A 15,762-nucleotide genomic window follows, 5' to 3' on the forward strand; every position below is an offset into this window, starting at 1 on the left:
ATGCAGCAGCCGCGCCGGGGCTGCATCCCGCTCTAAGAGGTTGCACCATGGATATCTTCATTCAACTGGTCATCAACGGCCTGTTGCTGGGCGGCGCATACACCATCATCAGCCTGGGGCTGACACTGATTTTCGGCGTCGTGCGTGTCGTGAACTTCGCGCATGGCGAGTTCCTGATGATCGGCATGTATCTGGTTTATCTGATTGCCGCGCAATTCGGCGTCCACCCGTATGTGGGGCTGGTTCCCGTTGCGGTGATCCTGTTCGCGCTGGGTGCGCTGACGCAAAAAGGCATCATCCAGCCGTTGCTCAATGCCGACCAGCACATTCAGATTTTCGCCACGGTGGGCGTGTCCACCATCTTGCTGAACCTGGCGCTGGTGATCTTCGGCGCCAACGTGTATCGCGCGCCGGTGGAGCTGGGCACGAACGCCATCGACGTGGGCAACTTCTCGATGGTGACCGGGCAGTTGATCACCTTCGTGATCGGCATCAGCCTGGCCGTGTTGCTGCACCTGTTCATGCATCGCACCTACCTGGGCCGCGCGCTGCGCGCCGTGGCCCAGCATCGCTATGCCGCCACACTGATGGGCGTGAACGTGAACAACGTCTACGCCATCGCCTTCGGCCTGGGCACCGCGTTCGTCGGCATCGCGGCCGGCCTGCTGGCGCCGCAGTATCCGGTGTTTCCGACGGTGGGCACGTACTTCGTGCTGACCGCCTTCGTGATCGTGGTGCTGGGCGGACTGGGCAGCCTGTATGGCGCCGTGGCCGGCTCCATGATCATCGGCATCGTCGATACGCTGGCCGGTTATTACATCGCCCCCGACCTGAAAGAGGTCGTGTATTTCGGGATCTTCCTCTTGATCCTTGTCCTGCGACCGAACGGCCTGTTCGGCGTCGGCACAGAGTGATCAGAGCCACAAGGAGCGAGACGTGTTTCCCGACTTTCGAAGCCCCAAAGCCTACGTCAGCCTGATTTTGCTGATCGTGATGTTCCTCGTGCCCGCCGTCATGGGCACGCCTTTCTGGACCAACCTTTTTGTCTTGCTGTTCGTCTTTGCCTCGCTGTCCGTGGCGTGGAATATCGTCGGCGGCTACGCCGGCCAGTTGTCGCTGGGCCATGCCGTGTTCTACGGCATCGGCGGCTACACCGCCACGCTGCTGACGCAGAACTTCGGCATTTCGCCGTGGATCGGCATGCTGGCGGGCGCGGCCATCTCGGCCGCCGTCGCCATCCTGATCAGCTATCCCACGTTGCGGCTGCGCGGGCCCTTCTTCGCGCTGGCCACCATCGCCATCCTGGAGGTGGTGCGGCTGCTGGTCATCCACGAGGAAAGCTGGACGGGCGGTTCCAGCGGCATCAGCCTGCCGCTCAATATCGGCTGGGCGTGGATCGTGTTCCGCGAAAAGATGAACTACGTGATCATCGCGTTCGGCCTGTTCCTGTTCGTGACGTGGGTGTCGTGGGCGATACGCAAGTCGCGCATCGGCCATTACCTGATCGCGATCCGCGAACGCGAGGACGCCGCGCTGGCGGTGGGCATCCATACCGTGCGGGTCAAGATCATCGCGGCCGTCGTCTCGGCCATGCTGACCAGCATCATCGGCACCTTCCACATCACCTACCTGACCTTCGTGGATCCCAGTTCCGCGTTCTCGCTGGAGCTGTCGATCCAGGTGGCCATGTTTGCGCTGATCGGCGGACTGGGCACGGTGGCCGGGCCGATTGCCGGCACGTTCCTGGTGCTGCCCATCGCCGAGCTGGCGCGCGGCTGGCTGTCCAGCGTGGGCAACGGCATGCACGGGCTGATCTACGGCCTGATCCTGGTGGCCGTGGTGCTGACGATTCCGCGTGGGCTGGCGGGCGCCTTCGGCCCCGCCATTGAACGCGGGCTGGCGCGCTTGCCGTATCTGGGCACGCCGCGCAAGAAGCCGAAGCTGGCCGACGAACTGCGGCTGCGCGCCGCGACCCGATCCGACCAGCCTGTCTTGAAGGCGGACAAGCTGTTCAAGAGTTTCGGCGGGCTGCGCGCCACCAACGACGTATCGCTAACGCTGAACCAGAACGAAATCCTGGGCATGATCGGGCCGAACGGCGCGGGCAAGACCACGGTGTTCAATCTGCTGTCGGGCTTTTTGTCGCCGGACAAGGGCGATATTTCGATGCTGGACGCCGACGGCAACTGGGTCACCTGCAAGACGCCGGACGAGTTCGCGCACAAGGGCCTGGGCCGCACGTTCCAGATCGCCAAGCCGTTCACCGGCCTGACGGTGCTTGAGAACATCATGCTGGGTGCGTTCATCCGCACGTCCAACCGTGACGAAGCGGAGCAGATCGCCCTGAAAGTGGCGGAACAGACGGACCTGCTCAAGTACCTGAACACCGAGGCGCGCAGTCTGACGGTGGGCGGCATGAAGCGGCTGGAAATCGCCCGCGCGCTGGCGATCAAGCCGCGCATCCTGCTGCTGGATGAGGTGATGGCGGGGTTGAACCCGACCGACATCGAGAAGTCGATCCAGATGATCCGGCGCATCCGCGATTCGGGCGTGTCGGTGCTGCTGATCGAACACATGATGCAAGCCACGATGGCGCTGTCCGACCGCATCATCGTCCTGAACGAAGGCGCCGTGCTGGTCAGCGGCGCACCGAAGGACGTGGTCGAGAACCCCGCCGTCATCGAGGCGTATTTGGGCAAGGAGTACCAGGATGCTTAAGGTGTCGAATCTGTCGTCGGGCTATGGCAAGAGCCAGGTGCTCAACGGCCTGAACTTCGAAGTGAATGCCGGCGAAATCGTGACGCTTATCGGCGCGAACGGCGCGGGCAAGACCACCACGCTCAAGACGCTGTGCGGCGTCATTCCGGCCATGCAGGGCAAGGTTGAATTCGAAGGGCAGGACCTGACCAACCGCAACCCGTACGACATCGTGGATGCGGGCATCACGATGATTCCCGAAGGCCGCCAGCTGTTTCCGCACTTCACGGTCAAAGACAATCTGCTGATGGGTTCGTACAAGCGCGCGGCGCGCCCCATCGTGGCCCGCAAGCTGGACGAAGTGCTGCGCATTTTCCCGCGCGTCAAAGAACGCCTGTCGCAGTATGCCGGGTCGCTGTCGGGCGGTGAACAGCAGATGGTGGCAATTGCGCGCGGCATGATGGCGGACCCCAAGCTGCTGGTGTTCGACGAGCCTTCGCTGGGCTTGTCGCCGCTGCTGGTGCAGCAGATGTTCGACATCATCCGCAACGTGACGTCGCATGGCGTGACGGTGCTGCTGGTCGAGCAAAACGTGTTCCGCACGCTGCGGCTTGCGGATCGGGGCTATGTGCTGGAAAACGGCGCCATCGTGCGCACCGGCACCGGCGCCGAACTGCTTAGCGACCCCCATGTCAAAAAGGCCTATCTGGGCCACTGAACTCCAGGATTCCCCTATGTCCCTACGCTGCACATTCATCGACCATGGCAAGGGCGGCGCGCCCGATTGCATGCAGGTCGCCCAACGCGACATGGAAGAGCCCACCGGCCGCCAGGTGCTGATTGAAGTGGCCTACGCCGGGGTCAACCGCCCCGACGTGCTGCAACGCTCGGGCTCGTATCCGCCGCCACCGGGCGCATCCCCCTACCTGGGGCTGGAAGTGTCCGGCACGATCATCGGCATCGGCCCCGACGTCACGGCCTGGAAGGTGGGCGACGCCGTCTGCGCGCTGACGCCCGGCGGCGGCTATGCCCAGTATTGCCTGGCCGACGAGCGCCACTGCCTGCCCGTGCCGCGCGGGCTGGACATGCTGACCGCCGCCGCCATTCCCGAAAACTACTTCACCGTCTGGACCAATGTGTTTGACCGCGCCCGCCTGTCCGCCGGCGAGAAGTTCCTGGTGCACGGCGGCTCCAGCGGCATCGGGCTGACGGCCATTCAGCTGGCCCGCGCGTTCGGCGCGCAGGTCTGGACCACCGTGGGCAACCGGGCCAAGGCGGACGCCTGCGTGAAGGCCGGCGCGCATCACGCGCTGCTGTACCGCGACACCGACTTCGAAACCGCCGTGCGCGACGCCACCCAGGGCACGGGCGTGGACGTCATCCTGGACATGGTGGGCGGGTCGTACATCAACAAGAACATCAGGCTGCTGGCGGTGAACGGCCGACTGGTGCAGATCGCCTTCCTGGAAGGCAGCAAGGCCGAGATCGACGCCCTGCCCATCATGACCAAGCGCCTGCAATTCACCGGGTCGACGCTGCGCCCGCGTTCCGACGAGGACAAGGGCGCCATTGCCCGGTCCCTGGCGGAAAAGGTGGTGCCGTTGATGGAACAAGGGCAATGCCTGCCGCTGATCCATGAGGTCTTCCCGCTGGCCGACGCCCACCGCGCGCATGCCTTGATGGAAAGCAGCCGGCACATCGGCAAGATCATGCTGAAGGTGCAGGCATGAGCGGACGCTTTGATGGCCAGGTCGCCATCGTGACAGGCGCGGTGGGCGGCATCGGTTCGGCCATCGTCGAAGGTTTTGTGGCCGAAGGCGGCCGCGTCGGGCTGATCGATTTCAATGCCCAGGCTGGACAGGCCTATGAAAAGGTCCTGCAAAAACGCGGCCACGACGTCGCCTTCGTGCCCGCCGACGTCGCGCACTTCGACCAGTGCCAGGCGGCCTACGATCGCATCACCGCCGAACTGGGCGCGGCAACCATCCTGGTGAACAACGTCGGCATTTCGCCCAAGACGGACGGGCGCGCGTTGAAGGTCTGGGAAATGCCGCCCGGCGAATGGGACAAGGTGGTGTCCGTCAACCTGAACAGCGTGTTCTACATGACGCGCCTGGCCAGCCCGCACATGGTCCAGCAGCGCCAGGGGCGCGTGATCAACATGTCGTCGGTGGCGGGCAAGGCGTATTGCGACATCGTGGCGGCGCACTACGCGGCCACCAAGGCAGGGCTGCTTGGGCTCACCCGGCATTGGGCTGCCGAGCTGGGTGAATTCAACGTGACGGTGAACGGGCTGGCGCCGGGGCGCATCAGCACGCCGCTGCTGAAAAGCGTGCCGCAGGAAATCAACGACGCCGTGGCGCGGGTGACGGCGCTGCGGCGTCTGGGCACCCCCGAGGAAGTGGCCGACGCCTGCCTGTTTTTTGCGTCCGACCAAGCGCGGTTCGTGACCGGCCAAGTGCTGGATGTGGCGGGCGGCTGGCTGATGACCTGAGCCTGTAAGCCTGTAGGCACGTCGCGCCGCCGCCCGCACTGCGGATCAGGCGCCTTGCACGCCCAGTCGGTACACCACCGTGTCAAGCCGGCTGACGCCCGCCCCTTGGAACTTGGGTTCTTTGTCGAGGATGTCGCGGCGGTCGATGATGACCGCCGGCGCCACGCCCGCGAAGAGGGCTTGCACTTCACTGTCGAGCACCGCGAACGGCGGCCCCGCCATTTCTTCTTGCGGATAGTCCAGCGTAATCAGCAAGCCCCGGGCAATGGGCGATAGCTGCCCGTATACGTGGCGCACGTAGTCGCCGCGCATGTCCTCGGGCAAGGCGACCAGCGCCGCGCGGTCGTAAGCGCCCACGCAGTGCGACAGCAGCTGGGAATCCAGCTTGAAGATGTCGCCGCGGATGATTTCAATGTTGCCCGCCACGTAGTGCGTGCCGTAGACGGATTCATGCGTGACCGGGCGCAACTCGTTTTCGCTGAAGAACTGTTCCACCGCCAGCTGCGACAGTTCCACGCCCAGCACGGTGTGCCCCTGCGCCGCCAGCCAGACCATGTCCAGCGACTTGCCGCATAGCGGCACCAAAACCCGACCCCCCTTCGGTACGGCCAACGTGGGCCAATACTTCTGCAAGAGCGGCGTAATCCGGGTTTGATGAAAGTGCGTGCGCCCTTCGCGCCAGCGTTCCAACCAGAATTCTGCGTCCATGTCCTGTCTGCTCCTCCTGTGTTTCGATTGCAAGCTATACGCTTTTTGCCGGGCCGGCCGGGGCCCGGGACGGCGGCGCGCCCGGCGTACCGGGCCACCTGCGGCGCGCGCACTGACGCGCGATCCGGTGCCGGGCATTGTAGTGCCGGGATAAATAAGTGACGCCAACACAGTGACGCCGGCGTCACGGGCCGGTATGCTCTGCACCAGCATGCCCTTCCCCCTTAGGAACCGATGCCCGACGCTCAACACCTTCAGACCCTGCTTGGCCAGTGCGCGGAAAAACGCGAATCCGCCCTGGCGGAGGTCTATCGCCTTGCGTCCCCGCATCTGTTTGCGCTGGCCAGACGTATGTTGAGAGACCAGGCCGCCGCGGAAGACGTGCTGCAAGAGTGTTTCGTATCGATCTGGCGCCAGGCCGGGCAGTATCAGGCCACGCAAAGCCAGCCGATGACGTGGATGACTCGCATCGTTCGCAATCGCTGCATCGACCGCCTTCGTCGGCCCGATGTGGTGGTGCCGGACCCGGACGACACGTTGACCCTGGCCATGGCCGATGACAGTCCGGGTCCGCTGGCGCGTCTGCAAAGCAACCAGGAAGGCCGTCGGCTGGCTGATTGCATGGGCGAACTGGAAGGGCCGCAACGCGTTGCCATCGCCATGGCGTTTTTTGACGACCTGGCGCATCCCGACATCGCGGCGCGCCTGGACACGCCGCTGGGAACGATAAAGAGCTGGATACGCCGGGGCTTGCAACGGCTGAAAAGGTGCTTGGAATGAACTACCGCCACCCCGAATTGCAGGATCGCCTGGCCGCCGATTACGTGCTGGGCGGTTTGCGCGCGGGTGCGCGGCAACGCTTCATCACGCTGATGCGAGACGACGCCGGCCTGCGCCGCGCCGTGGCCGAATGGGAAGACCGCCTGCTGCCCTTGGCATTGGCCTTGCCGCCCGAAACCCCGCCCGCGCATGTCTGGAAAGCCATTGCCGCGCGCATCGCGCCGGCCCCCGCCGCCGCCCGCACATCGGCGCCCCCGCGTGCCCTGTCCTGGTGGCGCGCCGTGTCCGCGGGCCTGGCCACCGCCGTGGTGGTACTGGCCTTCCTGATGCTCAAGCCGCCCACCGAGCCCGTCCAGGTCCGCACCGTTGCCGTGTTGTCGAACGACAAGGTGCCCGGCGCCATGGTCGTGAACACCCTGCCGGACAACCGTCTGGCCGTGCAGCCCATGCAGGACTTGGTCGCGCTGGCGGATGGCCGCGCGCTGGAGCTGTGGGCCATTTCGCCGGGGCAGGCGCCGCGCTCGCTGGGCGTGGTGCTACCCGGCCAGACCACGGTGCTGGCTCCCAGCCAGCTGCCGCAACAGGGTGACACCGTTGCCATTACGCTGGAACCGGACGGCGGCGCCCCCAATGGCATCCCGACCGGCCCGGTCGTGCTTAGCGGCAAGGTCATCTGATCAGGGTTTGTCCCAGGAAGAATTCGCGCATCCAATCGAAGGCCAGCCCCGTATCTCCTCATGACGGCCACACAAAAGGAGATCGTCATGAAATTGCTAGCCCAGATTGCCATCGCTACCTCTGCCCTGACCATGTCGCCCACTTTCGCGGCTGACATCATGGTGGGCGGCCAGGCGATGATGCCCACCAAGAACATCGTCGCCAACGCGGTCAATTCCGCGGACCACACGACGCTGGTGGCTGCGGTGAAGGCGGCGGGTTTGGTCGATACGTTGCAGGGCAAGGGCCCGTTCACGGTGTTCGCGCCCACCAACGCCGCCTTCGGCAAGCTGCCCGCCGGTACGGTTGACACGCTGGTCAAGCCTGAAAACAAGGCCACGCTGACCAAAATCCTGACTTACCACGTGGTGCCCGGCAAGCTGGACTTCGACGCGCTGGCGGCCAAGATCAAGAAGGGCGGCGGCAAGACGGAACTGACAACGGCCAGCGGCGGCAAACTCTGGGTGATGATGAACGGCAAGCACAACCTGACCTTGAAGGACGAAAAGGGCGGTATGTCGACCATCAGCACGTACGACGTCTATCAGTCCAACGGCGTCATCCATGTCGTGGACACGGTACTGATGCCCAACTGATTGGGAGCCGGCCCTGCGGGGCCGTGGTTCCAGGCCCGGCCCAAGCGCCGGGCTTTTTTGCGTTCGGCTTTTTTGCGTTCGGCTTTTTTGCGTTCGGCTTTTTTGCGTTCGGCTTTTTTGCGTTCGGCTTGCCCGTGGCGCGTTTTGCAGCGCGATGTGGGCGTGCTGTTGGCTTGCTCTTGGCTTACTGTTGCTTGCTGTTGGCGCGATGCTGACTTTTTCAGCCTCTCTTTTTTTACCGCGCGCCGCGCTTCCGGTATCGTAGGCGTCCAACACCCCGCCCGCTTGCCCAACCGCTTCAGGAACCGCCGACCGCCATGCTTGCGTCCCTACGCCGCCGTTTGCTTGCCTGCTTACTGGGATCGGCGCTTGCCTCCCTGGCCTTGCCCCCCGCCCACGCACAAGGCGCCGCACAGCTGGACCACGCGTACCAAGCCGAGCTGCGCGCCGAAAACGAAGCGTTGCATGCGCGCGTCCAGCAATTGCCGCCCGCCATGCAGACGCTGAACTCGCGGATATCCGCCGCGCTGCGAGCCAACGACCCGCAAGAGGCGCAGCGCGTGGCCGAAGAGATGGCCAAGCAAGATCCGCGCAACGCCGACGTCAGGCTGTTCCTGGGAAAGCTGCAAGCGCAGCAAGGCAACCTGCCCGCCGCCCAGGACCTGTTTGACGAAGCCATCAAGCTGAATCCGGACGACAAATGGGCGTACGTCAACAAAGCCGGCGCCCAGGCACAACGCAAAGACCTGCCCAACGCCCTGGCTACCGCGCAAGCGCTGACCAGCCGTTTCCCGGACTGGAGCATCGGCTACAACCTTCAGGCCGCGTTGCTGGACAGCATGGACCGCCAGGCCGACGCGCTGGAAGCCTACCAAAAGGCCGTGCGCGCCAAACCCGCCAGCGCGCTGATTCTGACCAACCAGGGTAATTTGATGCGGCGCCTGGGCCGGCAGACCGACGCGCGCTTGTCTTATGAAGACGCCTTGCGAATCCAGCCCGGTTACCCACTGGCCCAGTCCGCGCTGGACGAGTTGCGCAAATGAGCGGACGCAGCAAGATGACGCGTCGCCAGCTGCTGGCGGGGCCGGGCCGGGGTCTGAGTCTGGGTTTGGGTCTGGGTCTGGGGCTGGGTTTAAGGCTAAGTTTGGGTCTAAGGCTGGGCCTGGGCGGGCTGCTGCTGGCGCCGCTACGCGCACTGGCCGCCATCGACCGCAAGCCCATCATTCGGCAAGTCTTCGCCACGCCGATCGAAGCCATTCCGATCACGGCCCAGCACGCAGCGCTGATACGTTTGCTGCGCGTGCAATGGATGCCGATCGAATCCGGCGCGCCGGGCATCGATTTTGAACAGCCGCTGCTCGGTGGCCCGGACACGCTGGCGGCCGCTCGCCGCGCACTGAAAACGTCGGACGATGCGCTGGTCATCCAACGCCTGGCCGAAGTGTGCCGCGTGGTGCCGGGCTTTGTGACGTCGGCGGGCAAACTCGCCCCGGGCCGTTACACGGTGCCGGCCGAGATGAAAGACACATTCGACTTCCCGCAAAGCGGCGTGGACGCGCAAGGCGGCTTCAGGCTGCGCGCCGAACATCTGACAGTGTTGCGCGCTGCGGTGTGGCGCGAGGCCGGCCCGCAAGAGCTGCAAGCCGTGCTGCGCGAGGGCGATCGTTTCTGGCCGATGCCCATGATCGACGGCAAGCGGCCCTATGGCGACGCCAGTTTTTACCAGATCGACATGGCGCGCCTGCTGGATGAGCCGTATCCCCTGAACGCCCGGGGCACCGCCATCACCGAAGCGGCCAAAGACGCCCGTCTGAAGAACCTGCATTACGAAACCCTGGCCGCGCTGCAAGTGTTTCTGGGCCACGCCGTCGTGCGCAAGGCCACGCGGTGATGCGCTAGACGCGCCGCATCAGGCTGCGCAGGTCGTCCCCGATCGGCACGGCGGCCAACAAGGTCAGCAGCAGCGCCAGGGGCCAGGTCGACCCGAAGCCAAAGTGGAAGAACGAGTACGCGCCCGTCACGCCGCCTACAAAAAACAGCGTGACCATCAGGCTCAGCACGATCAGCTTGCCGCGGTCTGCGCGCACCGGCGGCGTGTGCTGGGCATCGCTTTTCGCCACGTTCCAGTAAAACAGCTTGCCCAGTTCGATACCGATGTCGGTCACCATGCCCGTGACGTGCGTGGTGCGGATTTCAGAGCGCGACACCTTGGTGATCATCGCGTTTTGCAGGCCCATGATGTAGCACAGCAGCATCACGGTGCCCGGTACATAGAACCAGCGCAGCGTTTCCAGGTTGGCGCCCAGCAAGCCGAACAGCAGCAGCAACACCGCTTCCACCAGCAGCGGCAAGGCGTATTCGCTAGCCAGATGGGACCGCCGCCCGAAGTTGATCAGGAACGCGGAACTGGCCGCGCCCGCCAGAAACGACAGCAACGCCGCCATGCCCTGCAACACCACCACGATGCCGCCCAGCGCCATGTGGTCCGCCATCATCGAGACAATGCCGGACATGTGCGAGGTGTACTGCTGGACGGCCAGAAACCCGCCCGCGTTTACCGCGCCGGCGGTAAAGGTCAGGAAATAGGCAAGGTGCCTGTTGGCTTGCGGACTGCGGCTGACCGCCGTCAGCCGGCGCAAATACGGAATGGCCACGCGATTCCCTTCAAACGAAGAGCGTGCCTACGGCAACGCGACACACATTCTAGTCGGCGTCCACGGGCCGGCCTAGGGTTGGCGCACGGGGAAGTAGACGCCACCCAACGCGCCGTTCATGCCGCAATACGGCGGGCCGCCCGCCGCCTTGTCCTTGGCCGGCGGGGTATCGACCACGACAAGCGCCGCGCCCTTGCGCGACAGTGTCAGCGTCCAGCCACCGGGGTCGTCCGCCTCGACCACCAGCGTGTCTCCCTTGACCGTCGCCACGCCGCTGGCGTCGCACAACCAGCGCGCATTCTGCGGCTGCGCGGCCTGGGCCTCGACCATCAGCTTGCCATCGGCCTGCCGGACGATCGTGATGCCACCGGCCAAGTTGTCCCAGCTGCCTTCAAAACCCTGGCGTGGCGTCAGCACCAGCGACGCAAGAAAAGCGTCGCGGTATTTCAGGCGGTCGGACAAGCTTTCGACGCGCTCGGCGGCGCTGCCGGGCACGGCATAGTCTTCGTTGCGCACGCCGACAAAGTAGCGCTGGTCTTGCGTCAGCGCGCGGGCGGTGTCGGCGTCGAATGCCTTCTTGGCCTCGGCAAAGCGGCGCGCGATGCTGGCGTCTTGCGTGGCCAGGGCATCGCTGGCGCAGATGGCGCGGTCTACGTCGGCCGTGGCCTTGGCGCAGTCAAACGAGGGCTGCGGCGCGGCGCCGGCGGGCGCGGCCATTGCCAGGGCGACGACGGCCAGCGCAGCCAACCACGGCTTGACCGTTGGGGAAGGCACGCTGGCGGGAAAGCGATGTGTCATGGGAGATCTTCAAGGCGGGGACGGAACGCGAAGATTCTACTCGCGCCGCCCCCGTTTCGCGCAGCTCTCGGTCGCACTCCGAACCGCCCAATGACCTGGGCGCGCCTGCGCCGCGGGTGGCCCCGCGCCGTTTACACCGCGCCCGATTCCGCCAATTGCTTGCGGCGGAACTCGCCCTGGCGCACGTGCATCCAGCCGGGATACTCGGGCGGCAGCGCGCTGACCTTGTCCAGCGCCGCCAGCTCATCCTGCGTCAGCTTGATGGCGGTTGCCGCCAGGTTGTCGTCCAGCTGGTCTACCCGCTTGGCGCCGATGATGACGCTGGTCACCACCTGCTGGTGCAGCAACCACGCCAGCGCCACCTGCGCCACCGACACGCCGCGCGCATCGGCCACGGATTTCAGGACGTCAATGCTGTCATAAGCGCGGTCGCGGTCCACCGGCGGGAAGTCGAAGGCGGCGCGGCGGCTGCCGGCTTCGGCAGATCCGTCACGGCTGTATTTACCACTGAGCAAGCCGCCTGCCAGCGGGCTCCACACCATCAGGCCGACGCCTTCGCTTTGCAGCATCGGAACCAGCTCGCGCTCCAGGTCGCGCCCGGCAATTGTGTAGTACGCCTGTAGCGATTCAAAGCGCGCCAGCCCCAGGCGTTCGGCGATGCCCAGCGCCTTCATGATCTGCCAGGCCGCCCAGTTGGACACGCCCACGTAACGCACGTGGCCATGCTGGACCAGCGTGTCCAGCGCGCGCACGGTTTCTTCAATGGGCGTGGCCGGGTCAAAGCCGTGGATCTGGTAGAGGTCGATATGATCCAGCTGCAAGCGCGACAGGCTTTTCTTCACGCCATCCAGGATGTGCACACGCGAATTGCCACGCGCATTCACGCCCGCGCCAGTCTGGCCGAACACCTTTGTGGCAATGACGACGTCGTCTCGCGCGACCTTCAAATCGCGCAGCGCCTGGCCGGTGATGATTTCCGAGCGCCCCTCGGAATAGACGTCGGCCGTGTCGATAAAGTTGACGCCCGCTTCCAGGGCGCGACCGACCAGACGGTTGGCGTCTTCCTGTTGCAGGTTGCCGATCTTGCTCCACAACTCTCCTTCGCCGCCGAAGGTCATGGTGCCCAGGCAGAGTTCCGAAACGAATAGGCCGGTGCTGCCAAATTTCTTGTATCGCATGGTGGTGCTCCTTCTGCGGCGCGGCGGATCCGTGCGCCCCGGGATGGGACGCCGAACGCAACTGGCCGGGGTGCGAACAGTATGCGTCGCAAGCGGCCGCCACGCGCTGCTTGATCCTGCCCGTTTTTTGCCTGATTCTCTGGCGGGTGTGTCGGAGAATCAGGCATACGCCCGATCCTCCTGATTTTTTGCCCATTTCTCCATAGCCTATCTGGCCCCGGTTCGGCGCGCCCACAGCGGGCATACACTGGAGCCCGCCCCCTATTCCGCCGCGCCTGTGCCGCCGCCAGGCCCGCGCCCCTCTCGGAGCCTCCATGCCTATTACTACCGAGCAAACCGAAGCTTCCGTCAATATTCCTGGCTTGGACGGTGCTTACGAGCCCGCCCGCCGCGAGCTGCTTTGCACCTTGGACCGCATGACGGGCACGCTGGAGGGCTCGTTGGATACACCCATCGAAGGCTTGTATCTGCATCGCCTGTCGCAACCGACCGGCGCCAAGCCCGGTTTGCAAAAAGCCGCGCTGGCCGTCATCGCGCAAGGCTCCAAGCGCTTGTTGATCGGCGACGAGAGCTTTGAATACGACCCCTTTCATTACCTGATCTCGTCGGTGGACCTGCCTGTGGTGGCCAAGGTGTCGGTGGCCAGCCCCACCCTGCCCTACCTGGGCTTGCGGCTGGACCTGAACCCCGAGGAAATCGCCGAGCTGATCAGCGACGAAAACCTGCCGCCGCTGGTGCCCGCCGAGGCCTCGCGCGCGCTGTGCGTCAATCCCTTGGGCGGCTCGCTGCTGGACGTGGTGCTGCGGCTGCTGCGGCTGTTGGACACCCCGCGCGACATCCCCATCCTCGCGCCCATGGTCAAGCGCGAGCTGCTGTACCGGCTGCTGATGAACGGTCAGGGCGTCGTGCTGCGCCAAACGGTGCTGCAAGACAGCCAGCTCAACCGCGTGGCCAAGGCCATCCGTATCCTGCGCGACAACTACGCGCAACCGCTGCGCGTGGAAGAAATTGCGCGCGACGTGCACATGAGCGTGTCGTCCTTGCACCACCATTTCAAGCAGGCCACCGCCATGAGCCCGCTGCAATACCAGAAGCACCTGCGCTTGCAGGAAGCGCGCCGGCTGATGTTGAGCGATGACGCCGGCGTAGCCTTGGCCGCGCACGCCGTGGGCTACGAAAGTTCGTCGCAATTCAGTCGCGAATACAGCCGCTTGTTCGGCACCCCGCCGCTGCGCGACAAACAGCGCTGGAAAGAAGAATCGGTGGGCGCGGCCGCCTGAGTTCGGCTTAGGGCCCGCGCGGCCGTCATCGCGTTATATGCTCCCGCTACCTCTTAATTCCGAAAGCGCGGGAAGTCATGCACGATTTGAATGATCTTTACTACTTTGTCCAGGTCGTGAAACACGGCGGCTTCGCGCCCGCGGGCCGTGCGCTGGACATCCCCAAATCCCGCCTCAGCCGCCGCATTGCCCTGCTGGAAGAACGGCTGGGCGTGCGGCTGATCCAGCGTTCCACCCGCACCTTTGCCGTGACCGAATTGGGGCAGGAATATTACGACCAGTGCCTGTCGATGCTGGCCGGCGCCGAGGCCGCGCAAGACGTCATCGACCGCACCCATGCCGAGCCGCAAGGCACGATACGCATGAGCGCGCCGCCCGCTTTGATCTATTACTTTCTGGGCGATGTGGTGGCGCGGTTCATGCAGAAGTGCCCCAAGGTGCACGTGTATTTGAAGAGCTTCTCGCGTTCCGTGGACGTGCTGCGCGAAGGCTTTGACCTGGCCGTGCGCGTGCGCTTTGGTCCCCTGGAAAACAGCGATCTGGTCATGAAGCCGCTGGGCATGAGCTGCCAGAGCCTGGTCGCCAGCCCCGCGCTGGCCCGCAGGCTGCCGCCGGACGCCGACATTGCCAGGATTGCCGAACTGCCCACGTTGGCGCTGGGCACGGAACAGCGCGAATGCCAGTGGCGGCTGGACGGGCCCGATGGCGTGCGTCAGAACGTAGCGTTCACCCCGCGCCTGGTCACCGACGACATGCTGGCGCTGAAGCAGGCCACGATGCGCGGCGTGGGAGTGGCCGCACTGCCCCTGATGATGATTCGCGAAGAATTGGACGCGGGCACGCTGGTGCCGGTGGGCGCGCCCTGGGTGCCGGAGCCGGGCGCCGTCCATGCGGTGTTCCCCTCACGGCGGGGGCTGCTGCCCGCCGTGCGCGAGCTACTGGATTTCATGGCGACGGAGTATCGTGAAAACGCCCAACGCGAATGCGATACGCAGCAGCGCCACGGCATCCCTGGCCCGAAAGCCCCGCGCCCATCGTCCGATAAATAGAACGCTGAGGCGCAATTTGCCCTACTACCGGGGTTATTGGTTGATATTTAGAATTCTGTTCATGCACTCACCGCGCAACACCGCGCACCAAACCTGAAGACATAACGGAGCAAACCATGACCAAGCCCTACGTGAAACTGGACAAGAACGAAGCCGCCGTCCTGCTGGTTGACCACCAAGCCGGCCTGCTTTCCCTGGTGCGCGATTTCCAACCGGACCAATTCAAGAACAACGTGCTGGCATTGGCCGACCTGGCCGAATACTTCAAGCTGCCCACCATCCTGACCACCAGTTTTGAAGACGGCCCCAACGGCCCGCTGGTCCAGGAACTGAAAGACAAGTTCCCCACCGCCCCCTACATCGCCCGCCCCGGCAACATCAACGCCTGGGACAACGAAGACTTCGTCAAGGCCGTCAAGGCCACCGGCAAGAAGCAGCTGATCATCGCCGGCGTGGTCACCGAAGTGTGCGTCGCCTTCCCCGCCCTGTCGGCCCTGGAAGAAGGCTTTGATGTGTTCGTCGTGACCGACGCCTCGGGCACCTTCAACGAAGTCACCCGCAACGCCGCCTGGAGCCGCATGGAACAAGCCGGCGCGCAGCTGATGTCTTGGTTCGGCGTGGCATGCGAACTGCATCGCGACTGGCGCAACGACGTGGAAGGCCTGGGCACCCTGTTCGCCAACCACATCCCCGACTACCGCAACCTGATGGCGTCGTACTCGGCCAACCGCAAGGCCAAGTAAACCCCCGCCCGTTTTGCCAATGCAGGCCGGATGCAAAAATATTTGCATCCGGCCTGCATCCGTTTGGG

General features: G+C 64.7%; 16 protein-coding genes and 1 pseudogene. 13 read left to right on the forward strand and 4 right to left on the reverse strand.

What is annotated here, in order from left to right:
- Positions 1-47: 47 nt before the first annotated feature.
- The 5 genes from AC6LJY_RS27355 to AC6LJY_RS27375 are packed head-to-tail and all read left to right on the forward strand — an operon-like array spanning position 48 to position 5,191.
- The gene (locus AC6LJY_RS27355; RefSeq protein WP_046806196.1) at positions 48-914 is read left to right on the forward strand and encodes a branched-chain amino acid ABC transporter permease; all 867 of its coding nucleotides are present in this window, start codon (positions 48-50) and stop codon (positions 912-914) included.
- Positions 915-936: 22 nt separating this feature from the next.
- Positions 937-2,718 (forward strand): branched-chain amino acid ABC transporter ATP-binding protein/permease, encoded by a 1,782-nt coding sequence (locus AC6LJY_RS27360; RefSeq protein ID WP_046806197.1) that lies wholly within the window; start codon positions 937-939, stop codon positions 2,716-2,718.
- Entirely contained in the window at positions 2,711-3,415 is a 705-nt protein-coding gene (locus AC6LJY_RS27365; RefSeq protein WP_046806198.1) for an ABC transporter ATP-binding protein, read from the forward strand. Before AC6LJY_RS27360 ends, AC6LJY_RS27365 begins: the two co-directional genes overlap by 8 nt.
- A 16-nt stretch (positions 3,416-3,431) precedes the next feature.
- On the forward strand, positions 3,432-4,427 hold the full coding sequence (locus AC6LJY_RS27370; protein ID WP_104144513.1) for an NAD(P)H-quinone oxidoreductase: 996 nt from the start codon (positions 3,432-3,434) through the stop codon (positions 4,425-4,427).
- Positions 4,424-5,191 carry a 3-oxoacyl-ACP reductase FabG gene (locus AC6LJY_RS27375; RefSeq protein ID WP_314356035.1) on the forward strand — a complete coding sequence of 256 codons (768 nt, stop codon included), beginning with the start codon at positions 4,424-4,426 and terminating at the stop codon, positions 5,189-5,191. Before AC6LJY_RS27370 ends, AC6LJY_RS27375 begins: the two co-directional genes overlap by 4 nt.
- Positions 5,192-5,236: 45 nt before the next feature.
- Here AC6LJY_RS27375 and AC6LJY_RS27380 read toward each other — a convergent pair whose 3' ends face one another.
- Entirely contained in the window at positions 5,237-5,899 is a 663-nt protein-coding gene (locus AC6LJY_RS27380; RefSeq protein WP_120156589.1) for a thiopurine S-methyltransferase, read from the reverse strand.
- Between the two features lie 234 nt (positions 5,900-6,133).
- Here AC6LJY_RS27380 and AC6LJY_RS27385 point away from each other — a divergent pair, with 234 nt between their 5' ends.
- The 5 genes from AC6LJY_RS27385 to AC6LJY_RS27405 all read left to right on the forward strand — a co-directional run bounded on the left by AC6LJY_RS27385 (position 6,134) and on the right by AC6LJY_RS27405 (position 9,883).
- Complete coding sequence (locus tag AC6LJY_RS27385; RefSeq protein WP_046806202.1) at positions 6,134-6,679, forward strand: sigma-70 family RNA polymerase sigma factor; 546 nt, start codon at positions 6,134-6,136, stop codon at positions 6,677-6,679.
- The gene (locus tag AC6LJY_RS27390) at positions 6,676-7,356 is read left to right on the forward strand and encodes an anti-sigma factor (protein ID WP_104144516.1); all 681 of its coding nucleotides are present in this window, start codon (positions 6,676-6,678) and stop codon (positions 7,354-7,356) included. Before AC6LJY_RS27385 ends, AC6LJY_RS27390 begins: the two co-directional genes overlap by 4 nt.
- Positions 7,357-7,443: 87 nt before the next feature.
- A complete protein-coding gene (locus AC6LJY_RS27395; protein WP_120156591.1) occupies positions 7,444-7,992 on the forward strand; it encodes a fasciclin domain-containing protein in 549 nt (182 codons plus the stop codon).
- A 317-nt stretch (positions 7,993-8,309) separates the two neighbouring features.
- On the forward strand, positions 8,310-9,035 hold the full coding sequence (locus tag AC6LJY_RS27400; protein ID WP_314356043.1) for a tetratricopeptide repeat protein: 726 nt from the start codon (positions 8,310-8,312) through the stop codon (positions 9,033-9,035).
- Positions 9,032-9,883, forward strand: coding sequence for a hypothetical protein (locus tag AC6LJY_RS27405; RefSeq protein WP_498137203.1), 852 nt, complete (start codon positions 9,032-9,034; stop codon positions 9,881-9,883). Before AC6LJY_RS27400 ends, AC6LJY_RS27405 begins: the two co-directional genes overlap by 4 nt.
- 10 nt (positions 9,884-9,893) lie before the next feature.
- Here AC6LJY_RS27405 and AC6LJY_RS27410 read toward each other — a convergent pair.
- From AC6LJY_RS27410 to AC6LJY_RS27420, 3 genes and pseudogenes are all read right to left on the reverse strand, one after another.
- Positions 9,894-10,646 (reverse strand): annotated as a pseudogene (locus tag AC6LJY_RS27410) (YoaK family protein); the annotation flags it as partial.
- 72 nt (positions 10,647-10,718) lie between these two features.
- Positions 10,719-11,444: a lysozyme inhibitor LprI family protein gene (locus AC6LJY_RS27415; protein ID WP_120156592.1), complete on the reverse strand. Its 726-nt coding sequence runs from the start codon at positions 11,442-11,444 to the stop codon at positions 10,719-10,721.
- A 131-nt stretch (positions 11,445-11,575) separates the two neighbouring features.
- On the reverse strand, positions 11,576-12,622 hold the full coding sequence (locus AC6LJY_RS27420) for an aldo/keto reductase (RefSeq protein ID WP_046806207.1): 1,047 nt from the start codon (positions 12,620-12,622) through the stop codon (positions 11,576-11,578).
- Positions 12,623-12,936: 314 nt separating this feature from the next.
- Between AC6LJY_RS27420 and AC6LJY_RS27425 the strand changes: the two genes are divergently transcribed.
- The 3 genes from AC6LJY_RS27425 (at position 12,937) to ycaC (ending at position 15,694) form a co-directional block, all read left to right on the forward strand.
- Positions 12,937-13,902, forward strand: a complete 966-nt coding sequence (locus AC6LJY_RS27425) for an AraC family transcriptional regulator (RefSeq protein ID WP_046806208.1) — start codon at positions 12,937-12,939, stop codon at positions 13,900-13,902.
- Between the two features lie 77 nt (positions 13,903-13,979).
- A complete protein-coding gene (locus tag AC6LJY_RS27430; RefSeq protein WP_314356050.1) occupies positions 13,980-14,951 on the forward strand; it encodes a LysR substrate-binding domain-containing protein in 972 nt (323 codons plus the stop codon).
- A 116-nt stretch (positions 14,952-15,067) separates the two neighbouring features.
- Positions 15,068-15,694, forward strand: a complete 627-nt coding sequence (gene ycaC, locus AC6LJY_RS27435) for an isochorismate family cysteine hydrolase YcaC (RefSeq protein WP_046806210.1) — start codon at positions 15,068-15,070, stop codon at positions 15,692-15,694.
- The last annotated feature ends 68 nt before the right edge of the window (positions 15,695-15,762 follow it).

Source organism: Achromobacter sp. RT286_PF, from assembly GCF_059760425.1.